The sequence below is a fragment of the Bacillus sp. FSL H8-0534 genome (genome assembly GCF_038005885.1).
Lineage (GTDB): Bacteria > Bacillota > Bacilli > Bacillales > Bacillaceae_G > Bacillus_A > Bacillus_A pseudomycoides.
In genome coordinates, this window is sequence record NZ_JBBOUC010000001.1 from 2,960,035 (window position 1) to 2,986,881 (window position 26,847).

General features: G+C 41.1%; 30 protein-coding genes, 9 tRNA genes and 3 rRNA genes. 2 read left to right on the plus strand and 40 right to left on the minus strand.

What is annotated here, in order from left to right; translation table 11 throughout:
- Positions 1 to 228: 228 nt before the first annotated feature.
- From rocF to MHH71_RS15140, 15 genes are all read right to left on the minus strand, one after another.
- Positions 229 to 1,122 carry an arginase gene (gene rocF, locus MHH71_RS15070; protein WP_006097149.1) on the minus strand — a complete coding sequence of 298 codons (894 nt, stop codon included), beginning with the start codon at positions 1,120 to 1,122 and terminating at the stop codon, positions 229 to 231.
- Positions 1,123 to 1,342: 220 nt separating this feature from the next.
- Positions 1,343 to 2,488: a glycerate kinase gene (locus MHH71_RS15075; protein ID WP_018781984.1), complete on the minus strand. Its 1,146-nt coding sequence runs from the start codon at positions 2,486 to 2,488 to the stop codon at positions 1,343 to 1,345.
- Between the two features lie 162 nt (positions 2,489 to 2,650).
- Positions 2,651 to 2,723 (minus strand) — tRNA-Ala (locus MHH71_RS15080).
- 10 nt (positions 2,724 to 2,733) lie between these two features.
- Positions 2,734 to 2,805: transfer RNA gene (locus MHH71_RS15085), tRNA-Gly, on the minus strand.
- Between the two features lie 5 nt (positions 2,806 to 2,810).
- A tRNA-Lys gene (locus MHH71_RS15090) sits at positions 2,811 to 2,886 on the minus strand.
- A gap of 5 nt (positions 2,887 to 2,891) precedes the next feature.
- Positions 2,892 to 2,966 (minus strand) — tRNA-Gln (locus MHH71_RS15095).
- Positions 2,967 to 3,031: 65 nt separating this feature from the next.
- Positions 3,032 to 3,115, minus strand: a tRNA-Tyr gene (locus MHH71_RS15100).
- A 16-nt stretch (positions 3,116 to 3,131) separates the two neighbouring features.
- Positions 3,132 to 3,207: transfer RNA gene (locus MHH71_RS15105), tRNA-Val, on the minus strand.
- Between the two features lie 5 nt (positions 3,208 to 3,212).
- Positions 3,213 to 3,287 (minus strand) — tRNA-Glu (locus MHH71_RS15110).
- A gap of 23 nt (positions 3,288 to 3,310) precedes the next feature.
- Positions 3,311 to 3,383, minus strand: a tRNA-Thr gene (locus MHH71_RS15115).
- A gap of 4 nt (positions 3,384 to 3,387) precedes the next feature.
- A tRNA-Asn gene (locus tag MHH71_RS15120) sits at positions 3,388 to 3,462 on the minus strand.
- An 8-nt stretch (positions 3,463 to 3,470) separates the two neighbouring features.
- Positions 3,471 to 3,586: ribosomal RNA gene (gene rrf / locus MHH71_RS15125) — 5S ribosomal RNA — on the minus strand.
- A gap of 102 nt (positions 3,587 to 3,688) precedes the next feature.
- A 23S ribosomal RNA gene (locus MHH71_RS15130) occupies positions 3,689 to 6,610 on the minus strand.
- Between the two features lie 145 nt (positions 6,611 to 6,755).
- A 16S ribosomal RNA gene (locus MHH71_RS15135) occupies positions 6,756 to 8,307 on the minus strand.
- The 16S, 23S and 5S rRNA genes sit together here with 9 tRNA genes alongside, the layout of an rRNA operon.
- A 222-nt stretch (positions 8,308 to 8,529) precedes the next feature.
- Positions 8,530 to 8,748 carry a hypothetical protein gene (locus MHH71_RS15140; RefSeq protein ID WP_006093093.1) on the minus strand — a complete coding sequence of 73 codons (219 nt, stop codon included), beginning with the start codon at positions 8,746 to 8,748 and terminating at the stop codon, positions 8,530 to 8,532.
- Positions 8,749 to 9,146: 398 nt separating this feature from the next.
- Here MHH71_RS15140 and pdaB point away from each other — a divergent pair, with 398 nt between their 5' ends.
- Positions 9,147 to 9,911: a polysaccharide deacetylase family sporulation protein PdaB gene (gene pdaB, locus MHH71_RS15145; protein WP_006093094.1), complete on the plus strand. Its 765-nt coding sequence runs from the start codon at positions 9,147 to 9,149 to the stop codon at positions 9,909 to 9,911.
- A gap of 213 nt (positions 9,912 to 10,124) precedes the next feature.
- Here the strand turns inward: pdaB and MHH71_RS15150 are convergent, their stop codons facing one another.
- Positions 10,125 to 10,739, minus strand: a complete 615-nt coding sequence (locus MHH71_RS15150; RefSeq protein WP_006093095.1) for a KinB-signaling pathway activation protein — start codon at positions 10,737 to 10,739, stop codon at positions 10,125 to 10,127.
- Between the two features lie 138 nt (positions 10,740 to 10,877).
- On the opposite strand from MHH71_RS15150, the gene gerD reads away from it, so the two are divergent.
- On the plus strand, positions 10,878 to 11,498 hold the full coding sequence (gerD, locus tag MHH71_RS15155; RefSeq protein WP_003205520.1) for a spore germination lipoprotein GerD: 621 nt from the start codon (positions 10,878 to 10,880) through the stop codon (positions 11,496 to 11,498).
- A gap of 71 nt (positions 11,499 to 11,569) precedes the next feature.
- Here gerD and MHH71_RS15160 read toward each other — a convergent pair whose 3' ends face one another.
- From MHH71_RS15160 to rpsH, 24 genes are all read right to left on the minus strand, one after another.
- On the minus strand, positions 11,570 to 12,637 hold the full coding sequence (locus tag MHH71_RS15160; RefSeq protein ID WP_018783612.1) for an Mrp/NBP35 family ATP-binding protein: 1,068 nt from the start codon (positions 12,635 to 12,637) through the stop codon (positions 11,570 to 11,572).
- A gap of 148 nt (positions 12,638 to 12,785) precedes the next feature.
- On the minus strand, positions 12,786 to 13,499 hold the full coding sequence (gene cwlD / locus MHH71_RS15165) for an N-acetylmuramoyl-L-alanine amidase CwlD (protein WP_018783613.1): 714 nt from the start codon (positions 13,497 to 13,499) through the stop codon (positions 12,786 to 12,788).
- A gap of 66 nt (positions 13,500 to 13,565) precedes the next feature.
- On the minus strand, positions 13,566 to 13,994 hold the full coding sequence (locus MHH71_RS15170) for a DUF2521 family protein (protein ID WP_003194397.1): 429 nt from the start codon (positions 13,992 to 13,994) through the stop codon (positions 13,566 to 13,568).
- A gap of 413 nt (positions 13,995 to 14,407) precedes the next feature.
- Positions 14,408 to 14,800 (minus strand): 30S ribosomal protein S9, encoded by a 393-nt coding sequence (gene rpsI, locus MHH71_RS15175; protein ID WP_000079986.1) that lies wholly within the window; start codon positions 14,798 to 14,800, stop codon positions 14,408 to 14,410.
- 21 nt (positions 14,801 to 14,821) lie between these two features.
- Positions 14,822 to 15,259: a 50S ribosomal protein L13 gene (gene rplM, locus MHH71_RS15180; RefSeq protein WP_001260793.1), complete on the minus strand. Its 438-nt coding sequence runs from the start codon at positions 15,257 to 15,259 to the stop codon at positions 14,822 to 14,824.
- Positions 15,260 to 15,411: 152 nt separating this feature from the next.
- Positions 15,412 to 16,155: a tRNA pseudouridine(38-40) synthase TruA gene (gene truA / locus MHH71_RS15185; protein ID WP_033796960.1), complete on the minus strand. Its 744-nt coding sequence runs from the start codon at positions 16,153 to 16,155 to the stop codon at positions 15,412 to 15,414.
- A 14-nt stretch (positions 16,156 to 16,169) separates the two neighbouring features.
- Positions 16,170 to 16,964, minus strand: a complete 795-nt coding sequence (locus MHH71_RS15190; RefSeq protein ID WP_018783616.1) for an energy-coupling factor transporter transmembrane component T family protein — start codon at positions 16,962 to 16,964, stop codon at positions 16,170 to 16,172.
- Positions 16,952 to 17,833: an energy-coupling factor ABC transporter ATP-binding protein gene (locus tag MHH71_RS15195; RefSeq protein WP_018767976.1), complete on the minus strand. Its 882-nt coding sequence runs from the start codon at positions 17,831 to 17,833 to the stop codon at positions 16,952 to 16,954. The genes MHH71_RS15190 and MHH71_RS15195 overlap by 13 nt, the downstream gene beginning before the upstream one ends.
- Positions 17,809 to 18,651 carry an energy-coupling factor ABC transporter ATP-binding protein gene (locus MHH71_RS15200; protein ID WP_003194387.1) on the minus strand — a complete coding sequence of 281 codons (843 nt, stop codon included), beginning with the start codon at positions 18,649 to 18,651 and terminating at the stop codon, positions 17,809 to 17,811. Before MHH71_RS15200 ends, MHH71_RS15195 begins: the two co-directional genes overlap by 25 nt.
- Positions 18,652 to 18,762: 111 nt before the next feature.
- Positions 18,763 to 19,125, minus strand: coding sequence for a 50S ribosomal protein L17 (rplQ, locus tag MHH71_RS15205; protein ID WP_000331491.1), 363 nt, complete (start codon positions 19,123 to 19,125; stop codon positions 18,763 to 18,765).
- A 35-nt stretch (positions 19,126 to 19,160) separates the two neighbouring features.
- On the minus strand, positions 19,161 to 20,105 hold the full coding sequence (locus MHH71_RS15210; protein ID WP_000569645.1) for a DNA-directed RNA polymerase subunit alpha: 945 nt from the start codon (positions 20,103 to 20,105) through the stop codon (positions 19,161 to 19,163).
- A gap of 181 nt (positions 20,106 to 20,286) precedes the next feature.
- Positions 20,287 to 20,676, minus strand: a complete 390-nt coding sequence (rpsK, locus tag MHH71_RS15215) for a 30S ribosomal protein S11 (RefSeq protein ID WP_003194384.1) — start codon at positions 20,674 to 20,676, stop codon at positions 20,287 to 20,289.
- 24 nt (positions 20,677 to 20,700) lie between these two features.
- Positions 20,701 to 21,066: a 30S ribosomal protein S13 gene (rpsM, locus tag MHH71_RS15220; RefSeq protein WP_003194382.1), complete on the minus strand. Its 366-nt coding sequence runs from the start codon at positions 21,064 to 21,066 to the stop codon at positions 20,701 to 20,703.
- A gap of 21 nt (positions 21,067 to 21,087) precedes the next feature.
- Positions 21,088 to 21,201, minus strand: coding sequence for a 50S ribosomal protein L36 (gene rpmJ / locus MHH71_RS15225; protein ID WP_000868344.1), 114 nt, complete (start codon positions 21,199 to 21,201; stop codon positions 21,088 to 21,090).
- Between the two features lie 35 nt (positions 21,202 to 21,236).
- Positions 21,237 to 21,455, minus strand: a complete 219-nt coding sequence (gene infA, locus MHH71_RS15230) for a translation initiation factor IF-1 (protein WP_001029884.1) — start codon at positions 21,453 to 21,455, stop codon at positions 21,237 to 21,239.
- Between the two features lie 68 nt (positions 21,456 to 21,523).
- Positions 21,524 to 22,270 (minus strand): type I methionyl aminopeptidase, encoded by a 747-nt coding sequence (gene map / locus MHH71_RS15235; protein ID WP_018767342.1) that lies wholly within the window; start codon positions 22,268 to 22,270, stop codon positions 21,524 to 21,526.
- On the minus strand, positions 22,270 to 22,920 hold the full coding sequence (locus MHH71_RS15240) for an adenylate kinase (RefSeq protein WP_003194378.1): 651 nt from the start codon (positions 22,918 to 22,920) through the stop codon (positions 22,270 to 22,272). Before MHH71_RS15240 ends, map begins: the two co-directional genes overlap by 1 nt.
- A gap of 54 nt (positions 22,921 to 22,974) precedes the next feature.
- On the minus strand, positions 22,975 to 24,276 hold the full coding sequence (secY, locus tag MHH71_RS15245) for a preprotein translocase subunit SecY (RefSeq protein WP_018767343.1): 1,302 nt from the start codon (positions 24,274 to 24,276) through the stop codon (positions 22,975 to 22,977).
- A complete protein-coding gene (gene rplO, locus MHH71_RS15250; RefSeq protein WP_006093108.1) occupies positions 24,276 to 24,716 on the minus strand; it encodes a 50S ribosomal protein L15 in 441 nt (146 codons plus the stop codon). The genes secY and rplO overlap by 1 nt, the downstream gene beginning before the upstream one ends.
- Positions 24,717 to 24,749: 33 nt before the next feature.
- Positions 24,750 to 24,932 carry a 50S ribosomal protein L30 gene (rpmD, locus tag MHH71_RS15255; protein WP_001085234.1) on the minus strand — a complete coding sequence of 61 codons (183 nt, stop codon included), beginning with the start codon at positions 24,930 to 24,932 and terminating at the stop codon, positions 24,750 to 24,752.
- 16 nt (positions 24,933 to 24,948) lie between these two features.
- Complete coding sequence (rpsE, locus tag MHH71_RS15260; protein ID WP_003194373.1) at positions 24,949 to 25,449, minus strand: 30S ribosomal protein S5; 501 nt, start codon at positions 25,447 to 25,449, stop codon at positions 24,949 to 24,951.
- A 21-nt stretch (positions 25,450 to 25,470) separates the two neighbouring features.
- Complete coding sequence (rplR, locus tag MHH71_RS15265) at positions 25,471 to 25,833, minus strand: 50S ribosomal protein L18 (RefSeq protein ID WP_000628816.1); 363 nt, start codon at positions 25,831 to 25,833, stop codon at positions 25,471 to 25,473.
- A 31-nt stretch (positions 25,834 to 25,864) separates the two neighbouring features.
- Positions 25,865 to 26,404, minus strand: a complete 540-nt coding sequence (gene rplF / locus MHH71_RS15270; protein WP_003194369.1) for a 50S ribosomal protein L6 — start codon at positions 26,402 to 26,404, stop codon at positions 25,865 to 25,867.
- Between the two features lie 32 nt (positions 26,405 to 26,436).
- Entirely contained in the window at positions 26,437 to 26,835 is a 399-nt protein-coding gene (rpsH, locus tag MHH71_RS15275; RefSeq protein ID WP_000245511.1) for a 30S ribosomal protein S8, read from the minus strand.
- Positions 26,836 to 26,847 lie beyond the last annotated feature (12 nt).

A 26,847-nucleotide genomic window follows, 5' to 3' on the forward strand; every position in this document is an offset into this window, starting at 1 on the left:
GAGCAATTTTATCCATATACTGAAATATTATTATTTTGCTCTATCTGTATGTATTTACAACAACTAGTTAATTATACCATACATGAAAGAAACGACAATTACAACGACACCCCCTTGGTGAAAATTGGTAAGATGTCGAACTTTTCTTGTAAAGCGGTATAATATAACTCATTATTATACTCTTTTTTTAAAATAAAAAAAGCAGCATTTCAGCTGCTTTTCTTACATTTATTTTAGTTTTTCACCGAATAAAGAACCCATTAAAGCTACCGCTGTTGTTGCCGTTCTATTTTTCTCATCTAAAATCGGATTTACTTCAACAAACTCAGCAGATGTAATGATATCAGCCTCCGATAACATTTCCATCGCTAAATGACTTTCACGATATGATAATCCACCAGTTACAGGTGTTCCAACTCCTGGTGCATCATGTGGATCAAGTCCATCTAAATCTAATGATAAATGAACACCATCTGTATGAGATAAATATGCAATCGTTTCTTCCATAACGGCAGTCATTCCCATACGATCAATTTCATGCATTGTAAACACTTTAATTCCTTCATTACGAATGAATTCTTTTTCACCTTCATCTAACGCGCGCGCACCGATAATAACAACGTTTTCCTTTTTAACCTTTGGATACGCTTCATATAAATTAACGAGTGAAGGATGTCCATAACCTAAACTTGCTGCAAGTGACATACCATGAATGTTTCCAGATGGTGATGTCTCTTCCGTATTTAAATCCCCATGTGCATCGTACCAAATAATACCTAAATTTTTATAGTTCTTTGCCACCCCTGCAAGTGTCCCGATAGCAATACTATGGTCACCACCTAATACAAGTGGAAAACGACCTTTTTCTATAATATGATCAACCTTACTTGCTAATTCATCACAAACATGTGCAACTTGTGTAAGGTTTCTTAATTTTGTATTTTCATCTATTTCCTGTTCTCTTTCAATACATAGGTCTCCGATATCTTCTACGTCATACCCAATATTTTGAATTCGTTCAATTACTCCTGCATAACGAATTGCACTTGGTCCCATATCAACCCCACGACGCATTTGCCCTAAGTCCATTGGAACTCCAACGATTGAAATTTCTTTCTTCATAGATAGTCTCCCCCTTTTATGCCTTCACTAAATATTTTAAATCTTTTCTATAGTCTGACTCAACTCGACATTTTTTTGTATGTATATGCACCTTATTCACCCATATCTACGTAGAAACCAATATCCTAAAGCTATTTTATGTATAAAACGAAACGCCTCCCAGGAAACCTCATTACACATGTATTCATAAATAATTGAAAGTAAAAAAACGCCTCCTATATTAGAGACGTCTTTCTGATGCTATTTTCCATACAGATGCGATATTTCGTGCGGACATTTCAATATTTTCCTTTGCTGTTATATATGCTTCCTCTAATGTCATTGGACTTGATGTGGCAGCAAACACAGCATCTATTCCTTCTTTATAAACTGAAATGTGATTAGGGAGCACGGAACCCCCAATAGCTATAACGGGTATATGAAGTTTCTTTGCCCGTCTAGCAATTCCAACTGGAGCTTTTCCATAAGCTGTTTGTACATCTATCCTTCCTTCACCTGTAAGAACTAGATCCGCTTCTTTTATATGTTCATCAAAATTTGTATAATCTAATACAATTTCAATTCCTTTTCTTAATTCCCCTTGTAGTACAGCAGCAACAGCAGCGCCTAATCCCCCCGCAGCTCCTGCACCTGCAATCTCTTCCACATCAATATGTAAATATTTTTTTAATACATGGGCATAACGCTTTAAGTTATCATCTAACTGTGCAATCATTTCTGCACTTGCTCCCTTTTGTTTTGCAAATACAAAAGATGCTCCTTTTTGTCCTGTCAAAGGATTATCTACATCACACGCCGCTTCTAGTTTTACATGTGCTAAACGAGAATCCAACTTCAATAAATCTAAAGAATCAATAGAATGTAAATTTCCACCGACAGGTTCTATTACTCGTCCATCTTTCTCTAAAAATTTTACACCTAAGGCAGAGAGCATTCCGGCACCCCCATCGTTCGTAGCACTTCCGCCAAGACCTAAAATGATGTGCTGTACGCCTTTATCCAGTGCATCTAATATAAGCTCTCCCGTTCCTTTTGTTGTTGTAATAAGAGGATTTCGCTTTTTAACTGAAACATGCTGTAATCCTGATGCTGCTGCCATTTCAATAAACGCTGTTCTTTTGTCTTGAGAAATGCCGTAAAATGCTTCTACACGCTCACCAAGTGGACCTGTTACATGAAGTGGAATAATCTTTCCCCCTGTAGCATCAACAAGGGACTGGACTGTACCTTCTCCTCCATCTCCAATCGGGACTTTTACATACTCAGCTTCAGGAAAAATTTTAGTAAATCCTTTTTCAATAGCCTTACATACCTCTATCGCTCGTAAGCTTTCTTTATATGAATCAGATGCAATAACAATTTTCAACACCGATCCCTCCATTCCCCTTATTCCAACACACTTCAATTCAAATGGTATATTTCACTCTATCTTTCTATTGTAAACGAAATGAATGGAAACTCATCCTTATTAAGCAAGATAGACAAAAAACCTTACATCAAAAGATGTAAGGTTTTTTCTAATTTATAATGGAGCCTAGCGGGATCGAACCGCTGACCTCCTGCGTGCAAGGCAGGCGCTCTCCCAGCTGAGCTAAGGCCCCGAAGTAAAAAAGCGGAAGACGGGATTCGAACCCGCGACCCCAACCTTGGCAAGGTTGTATTCTACCACTGAACTACTTCCGCGAAAATGGTGAGCCATGAAGGACTCGAACCTTCGACCCTCTGATTAAAAGTCAGATGCTCTACCAACTGAGCTAATGGCTCGTAAATGGCTGGGCTAGCTGGATTCGAACCAGCGCATGACGGAGTCAAAGTCCGTTGCCTTACCGCTTGGCTATAGCCCATTAATATTTACTAGTATGGTTGTCTTTTCAAAAAAATAAACCTTTTCAGGTTGTTTTTTTGAAAATGGTGGAGGGGGGCAGATTCGAACTGCCGAACCCGAAGGAGCGGATTTACAGTCCGCCGCGTTTAGCCACTTCGCTACCCCTCCGACATTATAAAATATATGGTGGAGGATGACGGGATCGAACCGCCGACCCCCTGCTTGTAAGGCAGGTGCTCTCCCAGCTGAGCTAATCCTCCAAAAGTGGTGACCCGTACGGGATTCGAACCCGTGTTACCGCCGTGAAAGGGCGGTGTCTTAACCACTTGACCAACGGGCCAAAAAAAATTAAAACTGTTCCCAAGCTTCCAACCGGGCTTGAACCGGTGACCTCTTCCTTACCATGGAAGTGCTCTACCAGCTGAGCTATGGAAGCATAATGGCTCCGCAGGTAGGACTCGAACCTACGACCGATCGGTTAACAGCCGATAGCTCTACCACTGAGCTACTGCGGAATAATATTGCCTGGCAACGTCCTACTCTCACAGGGACAAGGTCCCAACTACCATCGGCGCTAGAGAGCTTAACTTCCGTGTTCGGTATGGGAACGGGTGTGACCTCTCTGCCATCATTACCAGACTTATTTCATTTGAGACAATCATTATTATACTTGATTCATTTAAAATGTCAACAAGTTTTTTTATGTTCTCTCAAAACTAGATAACATTTGCTTCATATTATATGGTTAAGTCCTCGATCTATTAGTATTCGTCAGCTCCACATGTCACCATGCTTCCACCTCGAACCTATCAACCTGATCATCTTTCAGGGATCTTACTAGCTTACGCTATGGGAAATCTCATCTTGAGGGGGGCTTCATGCTTAGATGCTTTCAGCACTTATCCCTTCCGCACATAGCTACCCAGCTATGCCCTTGGCAGAACAACTGGTACACCAGCGGTGCGTCCATCCCGGTCCTCTCGTACTAAGGACAGCTCCTCTCAAATTTCCTACGCCCACGACGGATAGGGACCGAACTGTCTCACGACGTTCTGAACCCAGCTCGCGTACCGCTTTAATGGGCGAACAGCCCAACCCTTGGGACCGACTACAGCCCCAGGATGCGATGAGCCGACATCGAGGTGCCAAACCTCCCCGTCGATGTGGACTCTTGGGGGAGATAAGCCTGTTATCCCCGGGGTAGCTTTTATCCGTTGAGCGATGGCCCTTCCATGCGGAACCACCGGATCACTAAGCCCGACTTTCGTCCCTGCTCGACTTGTAGGTCTCGCAGTCAAGCTCCCTTATGCCTTTGCACTCTACGAATGATTTCCAACCATTCTGAGGGAACCTTTGGGCGCCTCCGTTACACTTTAGGAGGCGACCGCCCCAGTCAAACTGCCCACCTGACACTGTCTCCCGGGTCGATAAGACCCGTAGGTTAGAATTTCAATACAGTCAGGGCGGTATCCCACCAGCGCCTCCACCGAAGCTAGCGCTCCGGCTTCAAAGGCTCCCGCCTATCCTGTACAAACTGTACCAAAATTCAATATCAGGCTACAGTAAAGCTCCACGGGGTCTTTCCGTCCTGTCGCGGGTAACCTGCATCTTCACAGGTACTATAATTTCACCGAGTCTCTGGTTGAGACAGTGCCCAAATCGTTACACCTTTCGTGCGGGTCGGAACTTACCCGACAAGGAATTTCGCTACCTTAGGACCGTTATAGTTACGGCCGCCGTTTACTGGGGCTTCAGTTCAGAGCTTCGCTTACGCTAACCCCTCTCCTTAACCTTCCAGCACCGGGCAGGTGTCAGCCCCTATACTTCGCCTTACGGCTTCGCAGAGACCTGTGTTTTTGCTAAACAGTCGCTTGGGCCTATTCACTGCGGCTTTCCGTTAAGAAAGCACCCCTTCTCCCGAAGTTACGGGGTCATTTTGCCGAGTTCCTTAACCAGAGTTCTCTCGCACACCTTAGGATTCTCTCCTCGCCTACCTGTGTCGGTTTGCGGTACAGGCACCTTTTATCTCGCTAGAAGCTTTTCTTGGCAGCGGGGAATCAAAGACTTCGCTCCATAAGGAGCTTCCCCATCACAGCTCAGCCTTCACGATAAGCGGATTTGCCTACTTATCAGCCTAACTGCTTGGACGTGCACAACCAATCGCACGCTTCTTCTATCCTTCTGCGTCCCTCCATTGCTCAAACGATAAAGAGGTGGTACAGGAATATCAACCTGTTGTCCATCGCCTACGCCTGTCGGCCTCGGCTTAGGTCCTGACTAACCCTGAGCGGACGAGCCTTCCTCAGGAAACCTTAGGCATTCGGTGGACGGGATTCTCACCCGTCTTTCGCTACTCATACCGGCATTCTCACTTCTAAGCGCTCCACCAGTCCTTACGGTCTGACTTCACTGCCCTTAGAACGCTCCCCTACCACTGATACCATAGGTATCAATTCGCAGCTTCGGTGGTGTATTTAGCCCCGGTACATTTTCGGCGCAGAGTCACTCGACTAGTGAGCTATTACGCACTCTTTAAATGGTGGCTGCTTCTAAGCCAACATCCTAGTTGTCTAAGCAACTCCACATCCTTTTCCACTTAATACACACTTTGGGACCTTAGCTGGCGATCTGGGCTGTTTCCCTCTTGACTACGGATCTTATCACTCGCAGTCTGACTCCTAAGGATAAGTCATTGGCATTCGGAGTTTGACTGAATTCGGTAATCCGATGAGGACCCCTAGTTCAATCAGTGCTCTACCTCCAAGACTCTTACACTTAAGGCTAGCCCTAAAGCTATTTCGGGGAGAACCAGCTATCTCCAGGTTCGATTGGAATTTCTCCGCTACCCACACCTCATCCCCGCACTTTTCAACGTGCGTGGGTTCGGGCCTCCATTCAGTGTTACCTGAACTTCACCCTGGACATGGGTAGATCACCTGGTTTCGGGTCTACGACCACGTACTAAACGCCCTATTCAGACTCGCTTTCGCTACGGCTCCGCCTCTTCAGCTTAACCTCGCACGGGATCGTAACTCGCCGGTTCATTCTACAAAAGGCACGCCATCACCCATTAACGGGCTCTGACTATTTGTAGGCACACGGTTTCAGGATCTCTTTCACTCCCCTTCCGGGGTGCTTTTCACCTTTCCCTCACGGTACTGGTTCACTATCGATCACTAGGTAGTATTTAGCCTTGGGAGATGGTCCTCCCAGATTCCGACGGAATTTCACGTGTTCCGCCGTACTCAGGATACATTCAAGAGAGAACGAAGTTTCGACTACGGGGTTGTTACCCTCTATGACGAGCCTTTCCAGGCTGCTTCGTCTACCTCGTTCCTTTGTAACTCCGTATAGAATGTCCTACAACCCCAAGAGGCAAGCCTCTTGGTTTGGGCTAGATTCCGTTTCGCTCGCCGCTACTCAGGAAATCGCATTTGCTTTCTCTTCCTCCAGGTACTTAGATGTTTCAGTTCCCTGGGTCTGTCTTCCTTACCCTATGTATTCAGGTAAGGATACCATACCATTACGTATGGTGGGTTTCCCCATTCGGAAATCTTCGGATCAAAGCTTACTTACAGCTCCCCGAAGCATATCGGCGTTAGTCCCGTCCTTCATCGACTCCTAGTGTCAAGGCATCCACCGTGCGCCCTTTCTAACTTAACCAAACTAAAATTAAAAAATATGAGCTACACTGTTATCTAGTTTTCAAAGAACATACATTTATTTCTGAGAGATAGTTCTCTCAAAACTGAACAAAACGAAACACGGAAACTTATATTGATGAACAGCGTTCATCAATTCTCCATAGAAAGGAGGTGATCCAGCCGCACCTTCCGATACGGCTACCTTGTTACGACTTCACCCCAATCATCTGTCCCACCTTAGGCGGCTGGCTCCAAAAAGGTTACCCCACCGACTTCGGGTGTTACAAACTCTCGTGGTGTGACGGGCGGTGTGTACAAGGCCCGGGAACGTATTCACCGCGGCATGCTGATCCGCGATTACTAGCGATTCCAGCTTCATGTAGGCGAGTTGCAGCCTACAATCCGAACTGAGAACGGTTTTATGAGATTAGCTCCACCTCGCGGTCTTGCAGCTCTTTGTACCGTCCATTGTAGCACGTGTGTAGCCCAGGTCATAAGGGGCATGATGATTTGACGTCATCCCCACCTTCCTCCGGTTTGTCACCGGCAGTCACCTTAGAGTGCCCAACTTAATGATGGCAACTAAGATCAAGGGTTGCGCTCGTTGCGGGACTTAACCCAACATCTCACGACACGAGCTGACGACAACCATGCACCACCTGTCACTCTGCCCCCGAAGGGGAAGCCCTATCTCTAGGGTTGTCAGAGGATGTCAAGACCTGGTAAGGTTCTTCGCGTTGCTTCGAATTAAACCACATGCTCCACCGCTTGTGCGGGCCCCCGTCAATTCCTTTGAGTTTCAGCCTTGCGGCCGTACTCCCCAGGCGGAGTGCTTAATGCGTTAACTTCAGCACTAAAGGGCGGAAACCCTCTAACACTTAGCACTCATCGTTTACGGCGTGGACTACCAGGGTATCTAATCCTGTTTGCTCCCCACGCTTTCGCGCCTCAGTGTCAGTTACAGACCAGAAAGTCGCCTTCGCCACTGGTGTTCCTCCATATCTCTACGCATTTCACCGCTACACATGGAATTCCACTTTCCTCTTCTGCACTCAAGTCTCCCAGTTTCCAATGACCCTCCACGGTTGAGCCGTGGGCTTTCACATCAGACTTAAGAAACCACCTGCGCGCGCTTTACGCCCAATAATTCCGGATAACGCTTGCCACCTACGTATTACCGCGGCTGCTGGCACGTAGTTAGCCGTGGCTTTCTGGTTAGGTACCGTCAAGGTGCCAGCTTATTCAACTAGCACTTGTTCTTCCCTAACAACAGAGTTTTACGACCCGAAAGCCTTCATCACTCACGCGGCGTTGCTCCGTCAGACTTTCGTCCATTGCGGAAGATTCCCTACTGCTGCCTCCCGTAGGAGTCTGGGCCGTGTCTCAGTCCCAGTGTGGCCGATCACCCTCTCAGGTCGGCTACGCATCGTTGCCTTGGTGAGCCGTTACCTCACCAACTAGCTAATGCGACGCGGGTCCATCCATAAGTGACAGCCGAAGCCGCCTTTGAATTTCGCACCATGCGGTGCAAAATGTTATCCGGTATTAGCCCCGGTTTCCCGGAGTTATCCCAGTCTTATGGGCAGGTTACCCACGTGTTACTCACCCGTCCGCCGCTAACTTCATAAGAGCAAGCTCTTAATCCATTCGCTCGACTTGCATGTATTAGGCACGCCGCCAGCGTTCATCCTGAGCCAGGATCAAACTCTCCAATAAAGTTAGTTTGTCTAGCATCTAAAATAAAAATTGACGTTTCACGTTGTTTGTTTCGTTCAGTTTTCAAAGAACTTGTTTGCCGCTCATTTGCGACTTCCTTATGTTAACATCTTCGTTTTTCGATGTCAACTAAGTTTTTTAATTTCTTTTTTCGCTTTCTGCTGTTCTGCATCAGCGACGGTTATTAATTTATCATATATTAACTACTTGAGTCAACACTTTTTAATAAAAAATTCTTTTTCTTACATAACGGATGCATTCTTCTGCATTTGCTACTCTTCTAAATAAACAAAAGAGAATTTTATATCGTTCTTCCATTGTCTTTTTTACGACATCATGTATTCGCTCGTCTGCAAAATCAAATAAAAGCTCATCCAGCTCTCTCTTCAATACATATTCTATTTCTTTCTGTTCTTCTTTTGTAATCATAATCCCAAGCAAACTATCACCTCAACAATTACTCATATGCCTATATAAATACAAATTAAAAAACCCACATAAACTCTAATCTTTAGGGTGGGAGAGAACATCCGGTCATGCATAGGAGCGATCAGACCCTCTTTCCGCGCCCTATGCCAAATTAAAACAAAGAGAGAAACGAGTGCAAATCACCCTTTGTTCTTCCTAGCAGCGACTTATATGTTAGAAAATCAAAACATATATATAAAATAACGTAATATATTCATCAACTCTAATGACGAATGCATCACCACCAAAATTACAATTCATACTATATTGTCCATTATATCCATTTCCTACGATATTAATCGTTCAGTTCTCTTTTCAACTTTTTGAGCATATAAGTAACTGAAAAGGATTGGACAAAGGGGCGGAGTATTATGTTTTTCTTTTTTATAACAAGTAAACGTAAATTTAAGCACATTAGTTTAATTATTATACTGTCCTTGTTTACAGCATGGCTTCTTTTTTTTAAGACATATTCTCATCAATCGGCTTTTTCAACTGCAACTGGTCCAAAAGTCATTTACAAAGGCGATACCGCAAAAAAACAAGTTGCGTTAACATTCGATATTAGCTGGGGAGATAAAAAAGCAGTTCCTATTCTTGATACTTTAAAAGAAAGAGAAATTAAAAATGCGACTTTCTTCCTTTCTGCAGCATGGGCAGAAAGACACCCCGATATTGTCGAACGGATTATACAGGATGGTCACGAAATTGGCAGTATGGGATATAACTATACATCTTATACTTCTTTGGAGGCGAACGAAATGCGAAGAGACCTTTTACGTTCGCAAGATGTGTTTACAAAGCTTGGCATAAAACAAGTCAAGCTCTTGCGGCCTCCTAGTGGGGAATTTAATAAAACAGTTCTCAAAGTAGCAGAGTCTCTTGGATATACTGTTGTACACTGGAGTAATAATTCAAACGACTGGAAAAACCCTGGTGTAAATAAAATTGTATCAACAGTTGCTAACAATCTACGAGGTGGAGACATCGTTTTATTACACGCTTCCGATTCGGCACTTCAAACAAATAAATCTCTACCGCTGCTCCTGCAGAAATTAAAAAGCGATGGCTATGAGCAAGTATCTGTATCACAGCTTATTTCTAACACAAGCGCAAGAAGTAATGACATAAAGTGAAAATTTAATCAGTGGGAATTCTCCCCGCTGATTATTAGCCCTCACCAATCGGGCTTTTATGGACCGTTCATCTTGCACCTAACCTCTTTAATTCCGCTGAATTTTGAGGTGGAAGTGTTACTGTCCGCAAATAGCAGGATAAAAATCCCCCATACTAAAAAGGATACAGCACCCCATACGAAAGGTGCTGTATCCTTTTTCACTCGTATATTGTTAACTAACTGACTTACTTCTTTGTCCTATTAAACGATGTAATATGAGTAACTGATATGCATTACACAATAAAAGTGGTATAACCATCAAATATAACCAATCAGTATCATTAATCCGAAGCGCCGGTACCCATTCAAGGATTGTTACGACGACCATAAAGAATAAAGCCGGTATAAACGCTTTTTTATTCGTCTCTTTACTCTTTATATAGGCTACAAGTGCTCCAAATAAAAACAACATTCCTGCTACAAGAATATTATTCCCAAACGAAACATCTCCATTTGCAACGAGTACCGATCTTAAATAAACAAAATCAAAAAGTACAAATGCAATGAAAAAGAGCTGAACTGCGTTCCAAAGAGCAGACGATCGGAACATTCCTAGTCCAAAACGATGAACTGTTAAATACGCAAAAAAGCCCATTTGACTAATTACGCTAAAAATAAAACCAACGCCAAGTAACCAAAAAGAAATCATTAGAATCTCTTTACCGTCGAAATTTTGAAAAAATTTAGCGTACTTGTCCCATCCTAAAATAAAACCAATAAGGATTGTACTAATCCCCCCAAGTAGCAACGTCGTTAAAAATAGTCGTACCCATTTTCGGCTATTCACAACACATCCCCCATTATTGATATATTTCTACTTAAATTGTATCAATGACAATTTCAAAAAGCTAGCCATGAACATGTATAAATTCCTCTAAGATATTTATATTAAAAAAGAGAACTGTGTTGAAAGGAGCTCCAGCTAATGAAACGGATGCTGCTCGTTTTAGTTTCTTCACTTCTTTTTACTGTACTTGTCGCATGTGCACAAGGAAAAGAAGCGAAATCTGAATTAGATTACGATCAAACAAAAAAAATGATTGTCGATATTTTAAAAACCGATCAAGGAAAAAAAGCAATTCAAGATGTATTAACAGATGAGAAAATGAAACAAGCACTTATATTGGATGAAACTGTGGTCAAAAAAACGATTGAAGATGCGATGGTATCCGAAAAAGGGCAGCAGCTTTGGGAAAAACTATTTAAAGACCCAGAGTTTTCAGCGAAATTCGCAAAAAGTATCAGTAAAGAACAAACAGCCTTAATGAAAACTCTATTAAAAGACCCTGAATATCAAGCAGGCGTTATAGAAATCATGAAAAATCCCGAAGTAGAGAAGATGATGCTACAAACAATGAAAAGCAAAGAGTATCGTCAATATTTACAACAAGTATTAACAGAGTCCGCTGAAAGTCCACTCTTCCAAACTAAGATAATTGATATCATTAGCAAAGGTATTGAAAAAGCCGAAAAGAGCGGCGGCTCTGAAAAAAAAGAATCTGGCGGAGAAGGCGGTTCAAAAGGCGGAAGCAAAGAACAAAAATAAAACAACTCCTTGCACATAAGAAATTCCCCATCACCACATACAGGATGGGGAATTTTTCTACTTGCATAAATTTATTTTTGTTTAACTGATGTTCTATCAATAACTTGCTCCGCTATCGTCCGATAGATGACACCCGTTTTATGTGTATCCTCGTATACCGATGGCGCAAAATCTTCTTTATTCCAATCTGGTTGCTGAAGTGGGATTCGTCCTAATACATCTGTTTGTAATTCTGCGGCTAACTTATCTCCTCCGCCTTTTCCAAACACATACTCTTTCTCACCGGTTACTTTACTCTCGAAGTAAGCCATATTTTCAACAACCCCAAGAATACTATGTTCAGTACGAAGTGCCATAGCACCTGCACGAGCTGCAACAAATGCCGCTGTTGGATGAGGCGTTGTTACAATAATTTCTTTACAAGATGGTAGCATTGAGTGAACATCTAAAGCCACATCCCCTGTACCTGGCGGCAAGTCTAATACTAAATAGTCTAAATCGCCCCATTCCACCTCTGTAAAAAAGTGATTTAACATTTTACCAAGCATTGGCCCTCTCCAAATAACAGGAGCATTGTCTTCTACAAAGAAGCCCATTGAAATTACTTTTACCCCTAAGCGCTCCACTGGAATAATTTTATCGCCTCTTACGATTGGACGTTTTTCGATTCCCATCATATCAGGTACACTAAAGCCATATATATCAGCGTCAATAATACCAACTTTCTTTCCTAAACGAGCTAATGAAATCGCAAGGTTTACAGAAACAGTTGATTTACCAACTCCGCCTTTTCCACTTGCAACTGCTAAAAATGTTGTTTTAGAATGCTCTGATAATAAAGATTGACTTTCTTTCTCTTCTTGCGGTGGCGCAAACTGCGCTAGCTCTTCCTCTGTAAATTCAGCGAAACGCAAACCAACCGTTGCTGCTCCAAGTTCTTTCACAAGCTTCACAATAGTAGCCTGCAATTGCATTTGTTCAGCAGTCCCTGTTTTTACAATTGCAATTTTAACACTGACATGCTCTTTCTCAGGCTTTATATTTACCTCTTTAATTGCATTTGTTTCTTTTAATGTTTTATGTAGAAATGGATCATTAATCCCTTCAAGCGCCTCCACTACTTGCTCTTTCGTTACCATAATCAGCCCAGCCCCCTGTATGAAAAATAAAGTCATGTTAAATAAATTGGGTTTATTTATTTTCATTTCCAAAATAAATGCGTTTACATTTCCAGTATAACATATTTTCCGAAAACTTCGTTAACGAGAGGAACTCAAAAAACCCTCCTTACTCAGGAGGATTTCCTTTTTCCGTAAAATAACGTAGTATTCCCCGGTATATCGCAGCTGCAACCTTTTGCTGATACTTCTCTGAATTTAACATATATCGTTCATTTACATTCGATAAAAAACCAGCCTCAACTAAAGCACCTGGTGTTTTTGCATACTTAAGTAAATAAACACGGGAGATTGTTTTAGCTGAGCGGTTCGTATTTTCTAGGCTAGTTCGCAATTCAGCCTGTATAAACTTTGCTGCACGCTCATTTTCAATTAAAGACCGATAATAAAACGTTTGTGCTCCCTTCGAACTACTGCTAGGCAAAGCATTTAAGTGAACACTCACAAAAAAGTCTACATCCGGCTTATTAATAATCTCTACACGTTTTTTGAGATCTTCTGCTTTGCGCCTACTATATGACTTTGTGTCTTTATCAGCTAGATCATAATCTCCCTCTCGCGTTAAAATAACTAAAGCACCTTGTTCTTGCAAATAGTCTTGTACCATTTTTGTAATTTCAAGCGTAATGTCTTTTTCTACAATATCCTTACCACCAACCGCCCCTCCATCTGGTCCACCATGTCCGGCATCTAGTACAATTACTTTTCCAGATAAGGGTAAATTCCAAGCTCTCCACGATTTTGCAATTTGAAATTCTTGTTTTACCAAGAAAAACAGTACAACCGCAGCAAGCATAAAAGAGATAATTCGAATTCTCTTCATACCTTTCCTCCTCCAGCTAGTCCCTCTAATTACTTATATGGGACAAGAGGAAAGTTTATGCTTCTCTTAATGCAGCTTTAAACGATATCTTCTTTCACCCTTTTCATATCCTTCGCGCCACCATGAACTAATAAACTGTTCACAGGACTCATACAGCAACTCCTTATCGTTTGATTCTATCTCCCGCATGGTCATGCTTGTTAAAAATTGAAACAACATTTCTGTTAATTGCTGCTCCTCTTCTAAAGCTCTATATTTCACATCAAAAAAAGATTCACCATAATAGCCAAATTTGCTATATCTTGCTCCTAATAAGTACGATTCAATTCCAAGTTCAATACAATAATCCTCGTACTGTCTGTGCAGCTCTTTCATATCGAAGGCATCACGAATATTAGATCTTAATGTTTTTAATGATAGTTCGCGAAGCATCTTCCGTTCATATTTCAACTGCTTTTCTTTTTGTTTTTCTTGTAAGCTAACAATGACATTCATAGCACTTATAAACCTCCCTAATACGTATTAGTCTAAACTTCTAAAGATGAAGCATACGTAAGAAGGCAGCACTAAAATATTCCAAGCAATAATAAGGGGACTAAAAATAATTGAGGATAATTATATAAATAAAAAACAATATAAAATCTTTCTCTGCCCCCTGCCAACCAAGTTTAAACAAAAAGAACATACGAGTGCAGGTTACCTTTTGTTCTTCATAGCAGTGATTTATATTGTGAAAAATTAAAATAAATTTATCCCGTAAGCTCACGATGGGTGGAAGTTTCACTTTATATAGTTCCATTAGGCATATTGAACTCCCCCCACCTTCACTTCGTTTAGAGGAGCGGGTCTTACTGGTTGAAATAATAAAAAACCCCAGCCAATAGACTGGGGTTTGAAGTTCGCAAAAATTAACGTTTTGAGAACTGAGGTGCACGACGTGCGCCTTTAAGACCGTATTTTTTACGCTCTTTCATACGTGCGTCACGAGTTAATAGACCTGCACGTTTTAATGTTAGACGGTATTCTGGGTCAGCTTTTAATAAAGCGCGAGAGATACCGTGACGAATAGCACCAGCTTGACCAGTGTATCCACCACCATTTACGTTTACAAGTACATCGTAGTTACCTAAAGTTTCTGTTGCAACTAGAGGTTGTTTCACTACTTCACGTAATGCAGCAAATGGGATATAGTTTTCAAAATCACGACCGTTAATGATAACGCGTCCTTCGCCTGGAACTAGGCGTACGCGTGCTACTGAACTCTTACGACGTCCAGTACCATAGTATTGTACCTGTGCCAATGTAAGCCCTCCTTTAATTAATTATCCGCGAAGTTCGTAAACTTCTGGTTTTTGTGCTTGGTGTGGATGCTCAGCTCCAGCATACACATTTAATTTTTTAGACACTTGACGTCCTAAACGTCCTTTTGGAAGCATGCCTTTAATTGCAAGCTCTAACATTTGTACAGGATAGTTTGTACGCATTTCTAGAGCTGTTCTTTGTTTAAGTCCACCTGGGTGGTTAGTGTGACGGTAGTAAATTTTATCGTTTAATTTATTACCTGTTAAATGAATTTTCTCAGCGTTAATAATAATTACATGATCACCCGTGTCAACGTGTGGTGTAAATGTTGGTTTGTTTTTACCACGTAAAATGGATGCTACTTCACTAGCAAGGCGACCTAAAGTTTGACCTTCAGCGTCAACCACATACCATTTACGCTCAACTTCGTTAGCTTTTGCCATAAAAGTCGTACGCATGTGTTTCCCTCCTCGTTATCTTTTCCATAGAAAAAATCTATTGTTTATCTTAAACACGATTTCCTTCCGGGGCTAATCGTGGTTTTAGAAACAATACCATATGTTATGATATCCTTTTGAGTTTCTAATGTCAAGCAAATGTTACACCAGGATTAGTTGTTATAGTTTACCTGCCATAAATAAAGCCCATGCCCTGGCACCATCTTCCCTGCAAAACGACGATCTTGTTTTTTTAAAATCTCTGGAATGCTGTCAGGAACCATCTTTCCTTGTCCTATGCTAAGTAGTGTACCAACAATAATTCGAACCATATTATATAAAAATCCATTACCTACAAAACGAAAAATTAACTCATCATCTTGTTCCATTAAATCTATTTCATAAATTGTTCGCACTTTATCCTTTTTGTCAGTTTTTGTCGAACAAAACGAAGTGAAATCATGTGTTCCAATAAAATAAGGAATTGCTTTTCTTATAGATTCTATCTCAAGTGGATATGGATACTGGTATACGTAATTTCTACGGAATACATCAGCATTTTTAGATAATAATACACGGTAGCGATATTCTTTTCTCTCAACACCATAGCGTGCATGAAAATCTTCTGTTTTTTTCTCTACTTGCCTGACAACTATATCGTCTGGCAGCATCGTATTTAAGGCATTCATCCATTGCCATTCTTCAAGAGACAACGGTGTGTCAAAATGAATAACCTGTCCTCTTGCATGAACAGTAGAATCTGTTCGTCCTGATGCCTGAACACGAACAAGCTCTCCTTTATGCAACTTTTGCAGAGCTTTCTCTATTTCTTGTTGAACAGTACGATGCTGCGGTTGAATTTGATAACCGCAAAAATTGATGCCATCATATGCAACTGTACATTTTATTCTTTCCATTTCTCTATTCTCCATTACGATCGCACCCATGCTAGAATACATGCTAAACAAAGTAAACTTACTATCGTTAACGTATCGCTTGTTTTCCAGCGTAGCTGCCTAAATTTAGAACGTCCTTCACCACTTTGATACCCACGCGCTTCCATTGCAATCGCTAAGTCCTCAGCACGCTTAAAAGCACTAATAAAAAGCGGTACAAGCAAAGAAATAACCGCCTTTAATCGATCCTTTATCGGCCCACCAGAAAAATCAATACCACGGGATGCTTGTGCTTTCATAATTTTACTCGTCTCATCCATTAATGTTGGAATAAAACGAAGAGAAATAGACATCATCAATGCAATTTCATGAACAGGAACCTTTATACGCTTTAATGGCTTTAACAATGTTTCCATACCATCAGTAATTTCAATTGGTGTTGTTGTTAACGTTAATAATGTCGTCATTAAAATAATGACAAAGAAGCGTATAGAAATATATATCCCTTGCTCTAATCCCTTTTCATGTATCGAAAACCAACCAAGCTCAAGCAGTACATCCCCTTCTTTATTTGTAAAAATATGCAGAAAAAAGGTAAACAGAAAAATCCATAAGATTGGTTTTAAGCCCGAAAGTACATAACGAATCGGCACTTTTGCAAAAAATAAAGCAATGAGTGCATATAAAAATAAAAGTCCATATGAAATCGCATTATTTGCTAAAAAGACAACAAATACATATAAAAAGACAATCAACAGCTTCGCACGTGGATCAAGTTGATGAATGAGTGACCTACCTGGAATATATCTCCCAATAATCAACTGCTGCATGATTCATGACCACCTTTTCGTAACACCTGTACAACTTCATGAGTAAGATCCTCTAAAGATAAGGTAGCCTTCGGAATCGAAATACCAAACTTCTCTTCAATTGCACGTTTATACTTTAAAGACATTGGAAGATCCACGCCGATTTGTTCTAACTCATCTGCATGTAAAAATACTTCCTCTGCTGTTCCTTGCAAAAAGACCGTTCCTTTATGCATAACCACAATTTGATCCGCATATTTAGCAGCATCCTCCATGTTATGGGTAACAAGGATTACTGTAAGCCCCTGTTCCTTATGAAGCTTATAAAACATCTCCATAAGCTCATGCTGTCCTTTAGGATCAAGCCCTGCTGTGGGTTCATCTAATACAAGCACTTCCGGTTCCATCGCAAGTACGCCTGCTATTGCAACACGTCTCATTTGTCCACCACTTAACTCAAACGGCGAACGCGCTAATAGCTCTGGATCCAATCCTACAATCTCAATTGCATCCCTCGCCTTTTGTCTTGCCTCTTCTTCCGATACTCCGAAATTTGAGGGTCCAAAACAAATATCTTTCTCAACTGTTTCTTCAAATAACTGATGCTCTGGAAATTGAAAGACAACCCCTACTTTTTTTCGTAGCGGCTTTAATTTCTTTTCTTTCTTTTGTGAGGAAATCAAATGCTCCCCAATTTGGACCGTGCCATTTGTCGGCTGCAATAAACCATTTAAATGTTGAATCATCGTCGATTTGCCGGAACCAGTATGACCGATAATGGCATAATACCCCCCACTTGGAAACGACACGTTTACATCATAAAGCGCGCGTCTTTCAAATGGAGTTTTATATTGATAACGATGCTCTACTGTTTGGAATGTAATCTCCAAAGTTCGTTCACCAAGCTTTCCATTGTAAGATGCGTATTTTGCAGTGGAATTTCATTTCTTTTTAATAATTCTGCTATTTTCACTGAGAATGGTACATCTAATCCGATTTCCCTAAGCATATGAGAGGACTTGAAAATTTGCTCTGGCGTACCTACCTCTAATATTTCTCCCTGATTCAAAATGATAACACGGTCTGACTGTGCAGCTTCTTCCAAATCATGCGTAATCGATAACACGGTAATACCTTTTGTATCCACAAGCTTCCTCACCGTTTCAATTACTTCACGTCGTCCTTGTGGATCTAACATCGATGTTGCTTCATCCAATATTAAAATAGATGGTTGCAATGCTAGCACACCTGCAATTGCAACACGTTGCTTTTGTCCACCAGATAACGAATGAGGCTCTTCATTAAGAAACTCTTCCATTCGGACCATCTGCAGCGCTTGATTCATCCGTTCTACCATCTGTTCCCGAGGCATCCCGATATTTTCAAGACCAAATACAACATCATCCTGCACTGTGGTCCCGACAAATTGATTATCTGGATTTTGAAATACCATACCTATTTGCTTTCGAATATCCCATACCGTTTCTTCAGATAAAGTCATTGTATCATTTACAACAATCGTGCCTGATTCCGGTAAAAATAAACCATTTAATAATTTTGCAAGTGTAGACTTTCCTGAACCATTTTGTCCAATTACAGAAACCCATTCTCCCTCATATAAAGAGAATGATACGTCTTTTAGCGCATAAGAAGTTGCCCCGGGATATTGAAATGATATATTTTGCGTGCGAAGTTTCTCTTTTTTCAATGCAAGGCACCCTCTCTCATTACTTCATCAAGTTAGCCTATTTTCTATATTTAAAAAAAAAGGGCCACGACCAGTTACTTGAAAAGAACTGTCCTGCCCTTTTAATTATCATTATACTAACTCGATAATTACCATTGGTGCTGCGTCTCCGCGACGTGGACCAATTTTTGCAATACGAGTGTATCCGCCTTGACGCTCAGCATAGCGTGGAGCTACATCAGCGAATAATTTTTGAAGTGCATCTTGACCAGTCTCAGCATTAGCAACTTCATTGCGGATGAAAGATGCAGCTTGACGGCGAGCATGAAGATCTCCGCGTTTACCTAAAGTGATCATTTTTTCCACTACAGAACGAAGTTCTTTTGCACGAGTTTCTGTCGTTTGGATGCGCTCGTTGATAATTAAATCTGTAGCTAAGTCACGTAACATAGCTTTACGTTGCGCACTTGTACGGCCTAATTTTCTGTATGCCATTCGTAGTTCCCTCCTTTGTTGATGAGATTAAATCCTCAGTCGTCTTTACGTAAGCCTAAACCTAATTCCTCAAGCTTATGCTTAACTTCTTCTAAGGATTTACGTCCTAAGTTACGAACTTTCATCATATCTTCTTCTGTTTTGTTCGCAAGCTCTTGTACAGTATTAATTCCTGCACGTTTTAAGCAATTATAAGAACGAACAGAAAGATCAAGTTCTTCAATAGTCATTTCTAGAACTTTTTCTTTTTGATCTTCTTCCTTCTCGACCATAATCTCAGCATTTTGTGCTTCATCAGTTAAACCAACGAAGATATTTAAATGCTCAGTTAAGATTTTGGCACCTAAAGAGATAGCTTCTTTTGGCCCGATGCTTCCATCCGTCCATACATCAAGCGTAAGCTTATCATAATTTGCCACTTGTCCGACACGTGTCTTTTCCACTTGGTAAGTCACACGTGATACTGGAGTATAAATAGAATCAATAGGAATAACTCCTATTGGTTGATCTTCGCTTTTATTTGCATCAGCTGGCGTATACCCACGGCCACGCTTTGCAGTTAAACGCACGCGGAAATGCGCATCTTTTGCTAACGTCGCAATGTATAAATCTGGATTTAAGATTTCAACATCACTATCGTGAGTAATATCAGCAGCTGTGACAATACCTTCGCCCTGTACATCGATTTCCAACGTCTTCTCTTCTTCAGAGTAGATTTTAAGAGCTAACTTTTTCAAGTTTAAGATGATCGTCGTAACGTCCTCTACTACGCCCTCAACTGTTGAAAATTCGTGTAATACGCCATCAATTTGGATAGCAGTTACAGCGGCACCAGGGAGTGAGGATAAAAGAATACGACGTAAGGAGTTACCCAAAGTAGTACCATATCCACGCTCAAGCGGTTCAATCACGAATTTACCATATTTAGCATCTTCGTTAAGTTCAACCGTTTCGATTTTCGGTTTTTCAATTTCAATCATTAACTAAACCCTCCTTCAAAACGTCGAAACCTCGGCTAAACAAAGGAAAAAACCTCTGTCTAACCGAAAGTCCCCCTTAGGCAGTTCCCGATTGTGCACAACAAGCGATGTTTCTGTACGAAATTTCTCGATAATGCATCATATCCATTATAGACAAAAGGGAAAATTCTATACAGAAAAATTAAACACGACGACGTTTTGGCGGACGACATCCATTATGAGGAACTGGAGTAACATCTCTGATTGCTGTTACTTCTAGACCTGCAGCTTGAAGAGCACGAATTGCAGCTTCACGACCAGCACCAGGACCTTTTACAGTAACCTCTAAAGTTTTTAAACCATGCTCCATTGCAACTTTAGCAGCAGTTTCAGCAGCCATTTGCGCAGCGAATGGAGTAGATTTACGAGATCCACGGAAACCAAGTGCACCAGCACTAGACCAAGAAAGTGCGTTACCGTGAGTATCTGTAAGTGTTACGATTGTGTTGTTGAAAGTAGAACGAATATGAGCAATACCAGCTTCAATATTCTTTTTCACACGTTTTTTACGAGTGTTTGTTTTACGTGCCATTGTTAGTTCAACCTCCTTTACTTATTATTTCTTTTTATTTGCTACTGTACGACGTGGACCTTTACGCGTACGAGCATTATTTTTAGAATTTTGACCACGAACTGGTAAACCACGACGGTGACGAAGACCACGGTAAGAACCGATCTCCATTAGACGTTTAATGTTAAGAGAAACTTCACGACGAAGGTCTCCCTCAACTTTAACGCGGTCTACGATGTCACGGATACGTCCTAATTCGTCTTCCGTTAAATCACGAACTCGTGTTTCTTCAGAAACACCAGCTTCAGCAAGAATTTTTTCAGCAGTTGTGCGACCAATGCCGAATACGTAAGTTAAAGAAATAACAACGCGCTTGTCACGAGGAATATCTACACCTGCGATACGTGCCATTCCGAATGCACCTCCTTCTGATTAACCTTGTTTTTGTTTATGTTTAGGGTTTTCACAAATAACCATTACTTTTCCACGTCTACGAATAACTTTACATTTTTCGCAGATTGGTTTAACTGACGGTCTTACTTTCATGTCTCGAACCTCCTTAAAGATTACGGAGTGCTATATTATTTAAAACGGTACGTAATACGACCACGATTTAAATCGTACGGAGATAATTCTACCGTAACTTTGTCTCCTGGTAAAATCCGAATGAAGTTCATACGGATTTTACCAGAAACGTGAGCCAATACGACATGCCCATTCTCTAATTCTACTTTGAACATAGCATTTGGCAACGTTTCAAGAACGGTACCTTCGACTTCAATTACATCATCTTTAGCCATTCAATAGTTCTCCCTTCTTCAAATCAGTAACATTTTACACTGCTCTGAAATCCCGGAGAGCCAGCTACTTATAAAGTGGTAAGGATTTCGTATCCTGCTTCTGTAAGAGCAATCGTGTGCTCAAAATGTGCACACCATTTACCATCTACCGTTACCACTGTCCAGTCATCAGATAGTGTTTTTACATATCGTCTTCCTTGGTTCACCATCGGTTCGACACAGATGACCATTCCCGGCTTTAATCTAGGACCTTTATTTGGTGGACCGTAGTGCGGGATCTGAGGGTCCTCATGTAAGTCTTGCCCGATTCCGTGACCAACATACTCCCTAACGATCGAGAATCCATTATCTTCAGCATACGTTTGAACTGCATGTGAAACATTTGATAATCTCACGCCTGGTTTTATTTGTTCTAGACCAAGATACAACGATTTTTCTGTGACATCAAGTAGCTTTTGAACAGATTCAGAAATGTTTCCTACTGGATACGTCCACGCAGAATCTCCATGGTACCCATTGTATTTCGCACCAATATCGATACTGATGATATCACCTTCTTGGAGCTTGCGCTTACCTGGAATCCCATGTACAAGCTCTTCATTTACAGAAGCACAGATGCTTCCCGGAAATCCGTTGTATCCTTTAAAAGATGGCGTAGCACCATATTTTCGAATCGTCTTTTCCGCTATTTGATCGAGCTCTTTCGTTGTAATTCCTGGAGTAATATGCTTTTTCAACTCTTGATGAGTTAAAGCAACGATCTTGCCAGCTTCTCGCATGATTTCTATCTCGCGAGGAGTTTTGCAAATGATCATTACGCTAAGTCTCCAATGAGAACATCAATATCAGCAAATACCTTATTGATATCTTGCTCACCATTAATGCTTTGTAAGTAACCAAGCTCTTCATAGAAATCAAGCAAAGGTTTTGTTTGCTTAATATTTACCTCTAAACGATTCGCTACAGTTTCTTCATTGTCATCAGAGCGTTGATATAATTCGCCACCACATTTATCGCACACGTCAGCTTTTGCTGGCGGATTGAATTCTAAGTGGTAAGTCGCACCGCACTCTTTACAAATACGACGGCCTGTAAGACGTTTTAATAGCAATCCTGAATCCACATTAATGTTTAAAACATAGTCGATTTTTTTGCCAAGATCTTTCATAATCTCTTCAAGTGCAGATGCCTGTGCAACTGTTCGTGGGAAACCATCTAGTAAGAAGCCTTTTACACAGTCTTCTTGACTTAAACGTTCACGAACAATTCCGATTGTAACTTCATCTGGAACAAGCGCACCTTTATCAATAAAGGACTTTGCTTGTAAACCAAGTTCAGTTTCAGCCTTCATAGCTGCACGGAACATATCTCCTGTTGAGATGTGAGGGATGTTATACTTGGCAACAATCTGTTCGGCTTGTGTACCTTTACCAGCACCAGGAAGCCCCATTAAAATTAAGTTCATCCTTGTTCCCCCTCAATACATGAGCATGTAGGGAAGACAATTCTTCCCACTTACTCACTGCTTGATAAACCCTTTGTAATGGCGTTTTACCAGTTGGCTTTCTAGCTGCTTCATTGTTTCTAAAGCAACGCCGACAACGATTAACATACTCGTTCCACCGATCTGTGCAGATGGAGGAAGATTTCCCAATTTCGTAAAGATAACTGGAAGAATTGCAATCGCTGCTAGGAAAATAGATCCTACAAAGGTCAAACGATACAAGATTTTTGTTAGATATTGTTCTGTATTCTTACCCGGACGAATACCTGGAACATATCCACCTTGCTTGTTTAGGTTTTCTGACATTTGCTCTGGATTAACCTGAACAAATGCATAGAAGTATGCGAAGGCTACAATGAGCGCTACATATATTATCATTCCCACTGGGTGGGAATAGTTAAAGTTTGCAATAATCCACTGCGATACGTCATGTTTCGGGAAGAACTGTGCAATAGTTGGAGGTGTAATCAAGAATGAAACAGCAAAAATTACTGGAATAACACCCGCACTATTTACCTTAAGCGGTAAATGTGTGTTTTGTGCTCCAGCATGATTACCATTTCCTCCTGTTACACGCTTCGCATATTGAATTGGGATCTTTCTAACAGCTTGTTGAATGAAAATAACACCAACAACAACTGCTAACACAGCTAGTAAAATCAATACAACTTTAACAATACTCATGAACAATTGATCTCCGGCATTTTGAAACTGTTGTTGATACACTTGAGATATTACACTTGGGATCGCTGCGGCAATACCACCAAAGATCAGGATGGAAATACCATTACCTACACCTTTAGCTGTAATCTGTTCACCTAACCACATTAAAAATGCAGTACCAGCAGTCAGTACCGTAGCAATGTATAAATAAGTGCTCCAACCTGGATTCAAAATTAACTGTCCACCTACCATACCGTTAAAACCGATTGACATACCAAACCCCTGAATAAACGCAAGAACAATTGTAAAATAACGCGTGAATTGCGTTAGTTTACGACGGCCCATTTCGCCTTGCTTCGACCATTCCGAAAATTTAGGAACAACATCCATCTGCAATAATTGCACGATGATGGATGCTGTAATATACGGCATGATTCCCATCGCAAAGATGGAGAAGTTTTTCAACGCGCCACCGCCAAATGTATTTAGGATGCCTAAAGCATTTAACTGATCTTGTGCTTTCAGTACGTCTCCATTTGTAAATGGCACTGGGATAAACGTGCCAATCCTGAATACGATTAGCATCGCTAAAGTGAATAATATTTTACGTCTTATCTCAGCAACGCGCATAAAGTTGGAGATTGTACGAAACATTAGATCACCTCAACTGATCCACCAGCTGCTTCAATTGCTTCTTTAGCACTTGAAGAGAACTTGTGCGCTTTAACAGTTAATTTTTTCTCTACAGCTCCGCTTGCAAGAACTTTAACACCGTCGTTTAATTTGCTGATAACGCCAGTTTCCAGCAATAATTCAGGTGTTACTTCTGTACCATCTTCAAAACGATTTAACGTTGCTAAGTTTACGATAGTAAACTCTTTACGGTTAATGTTTGTGAAGCCGCGTTTTGGTAAACGACGGAATAATGGAGTTTGACCACCTTCGAAGCCAAGACGAACACCGCCACCAGAACGTGCGTTTTGTCCTTTATGACCTTTACCAGCAGTTTTACCGTTACCAGAACCGATACCACGACCGACACGGTTACGTACTTTACGAGAACCTTCTGCAGGTTTTAATTCATGAAGTTTCATTCCCAGGCACCTCCTTATATTAATGAGTTATCCTTAAGCTTCTTTTACAGTTACAAGGTGAGAAACTTTGTTGATCATACCAAGAATAGCAGGAGTTTCTTCCTTAACTACAGTTGAATTCAACTTTTTAAGACCTAAAGCTTCTACCGTCGCACGTTGATCTTGTGGACGACCAATTACACTACGAGTGAGGGTAATTTCTAACTTTTTCGCCATTTGTTTTCCCTCCTTCTTAACCTAGTAGCTCTTCTACAGATTTACCGCGTAATTTTGCAACATCTTCAGCGCGCTTAAGCTCGCTTAATCCGTTCACAGTAGCGCGAATCATGTTAATTGGTGTGTTAGAACCAAGAGATTTCGAAAGAATATCTTGTACACCAGCTAATTCAAGTACCGCACGAACTGGTCCACCAGCAATAACTCCAGTACCTTCAGCAGCAGGTTTTAAGAATACTTCACCAGCTCCAAAATGACCGTTGATTGTGTGTGGAATTGTTGTACCAACTAATGGTACTGTGATTAAGTTTTTCTTAGCGTCTTCGATAGCTTTGCGAATTGCGTCTGGTACCTCTTGTGCTTTACCCGTACCGAATCCAACATGACCGTTTTTATCGCCAACTACAACTAGTGCAGCAAAGCGGAAACGACGACCACCCTTAACAACTTTCGCAACACGATTTATCGTAACTACACGTTCTTCAAGTTCTAATTTACTTGGGTCAATGCGATGCATCAATTTTCCCTCCTTTGACCATTAAAATTGTAATCCAGCCTCACGAGCAGCTTCAGCTAGAGCTTTAACACGGCCATGGTATAAGTAACCACCGCGATCAAATACTACTTCTTTAACGCCTTTCTCTACAGCACGCTTAGCAACTGATTCTCCAACTTTCGTAGCAGCTTCAATATTGCTAGTACCGTTAAGAGCAAGGTCTTTATCAAGAGTAGATGCACTTACTAATGTTACACCATTTACATCATCAATAACTTGAGCGTAAATATGTTGGTTAGAACGGAACACATTTAAACGTGGACGTTCTGCAGTACCAGTAAGTTTTGCACGTACACGTGCATGTCTTTTCTTACGAGTCGCATTTTTATCAGCTTTAGTGATCATTCTTGTCACTCCTTTCTCTCACCTAACGGGTTTACTTAGCAGTTTTACCTTCTTTACGACGAACAACTTCGCCTTCGTAACGAATACCTTTGCCTTTATATGGCTCTGGAGCACGTACAGCACGGATGTTAGCAGCAAATTCGCCAACACGTTGCTTGTCGATACCTTTAATTACGATTTTAGTTGGTGCAGGTACTTCAACTTCAAGTCCTGCTTCCGGAGTCATTTCTACTGGATGAGAATAACCTACGCTTAATACAAGTTTATCACCTTGTTTTTGAGCACGGTAACCAACACCGACTAATTCAAGTCCGCGTGCGAAACCTGTAGTTACACCTTCAACCATGTTTCCGATTAAAGCACGAGTTGTACCGTGTAATGCACGGTGTTCCTTCTGTTCAGATGGACGCTCAACTGTTAGTGTATTTTCTTCAATTTTGATAGACATATCAGCATTGAAAGTACGAGTTAATTCACCTTTAGGGCCTTTTACTGTTACAGTATTGTCTTCTGCAACTGTGATAGTAACACCTGCAGGGATTTCAAGAATCTTTTTACCAATACGAGACATGTGGTCACACCTCCGTTCGTTTTAAATATATATTACCAAACGTATGCTACTACTTCTCCACCAGTTTGTAATTGACGAGCATCTTTGTCTGTCATTACTCCCTTAGATGTAGAAACAAGAGCGATACCTAATCCGTTAAGTACACGTGGTACTTCGTCAGCTTTAGCGTAAACGCGTAAGCCAGGTTTACTGATACGTTTTAATCCAGTGATTACACGTTCATTGTTTGCACCATATTTCAGGAAAATACGAAGGATACCTTGTTTGTTATCCTCGATGTATTCTACATCACGAATGAAACCTTCACGTTTTAAAAGTTCAGCGATCTCTTTTTTGATTTTAGAAGCAGGAACCTCTAATTTCTCATGACGTACCATGTTCGCATTACGGATGCGAGTAAGCATGTCTGCAATTGGATCTGTCATCACCATGTGTTTTACCTC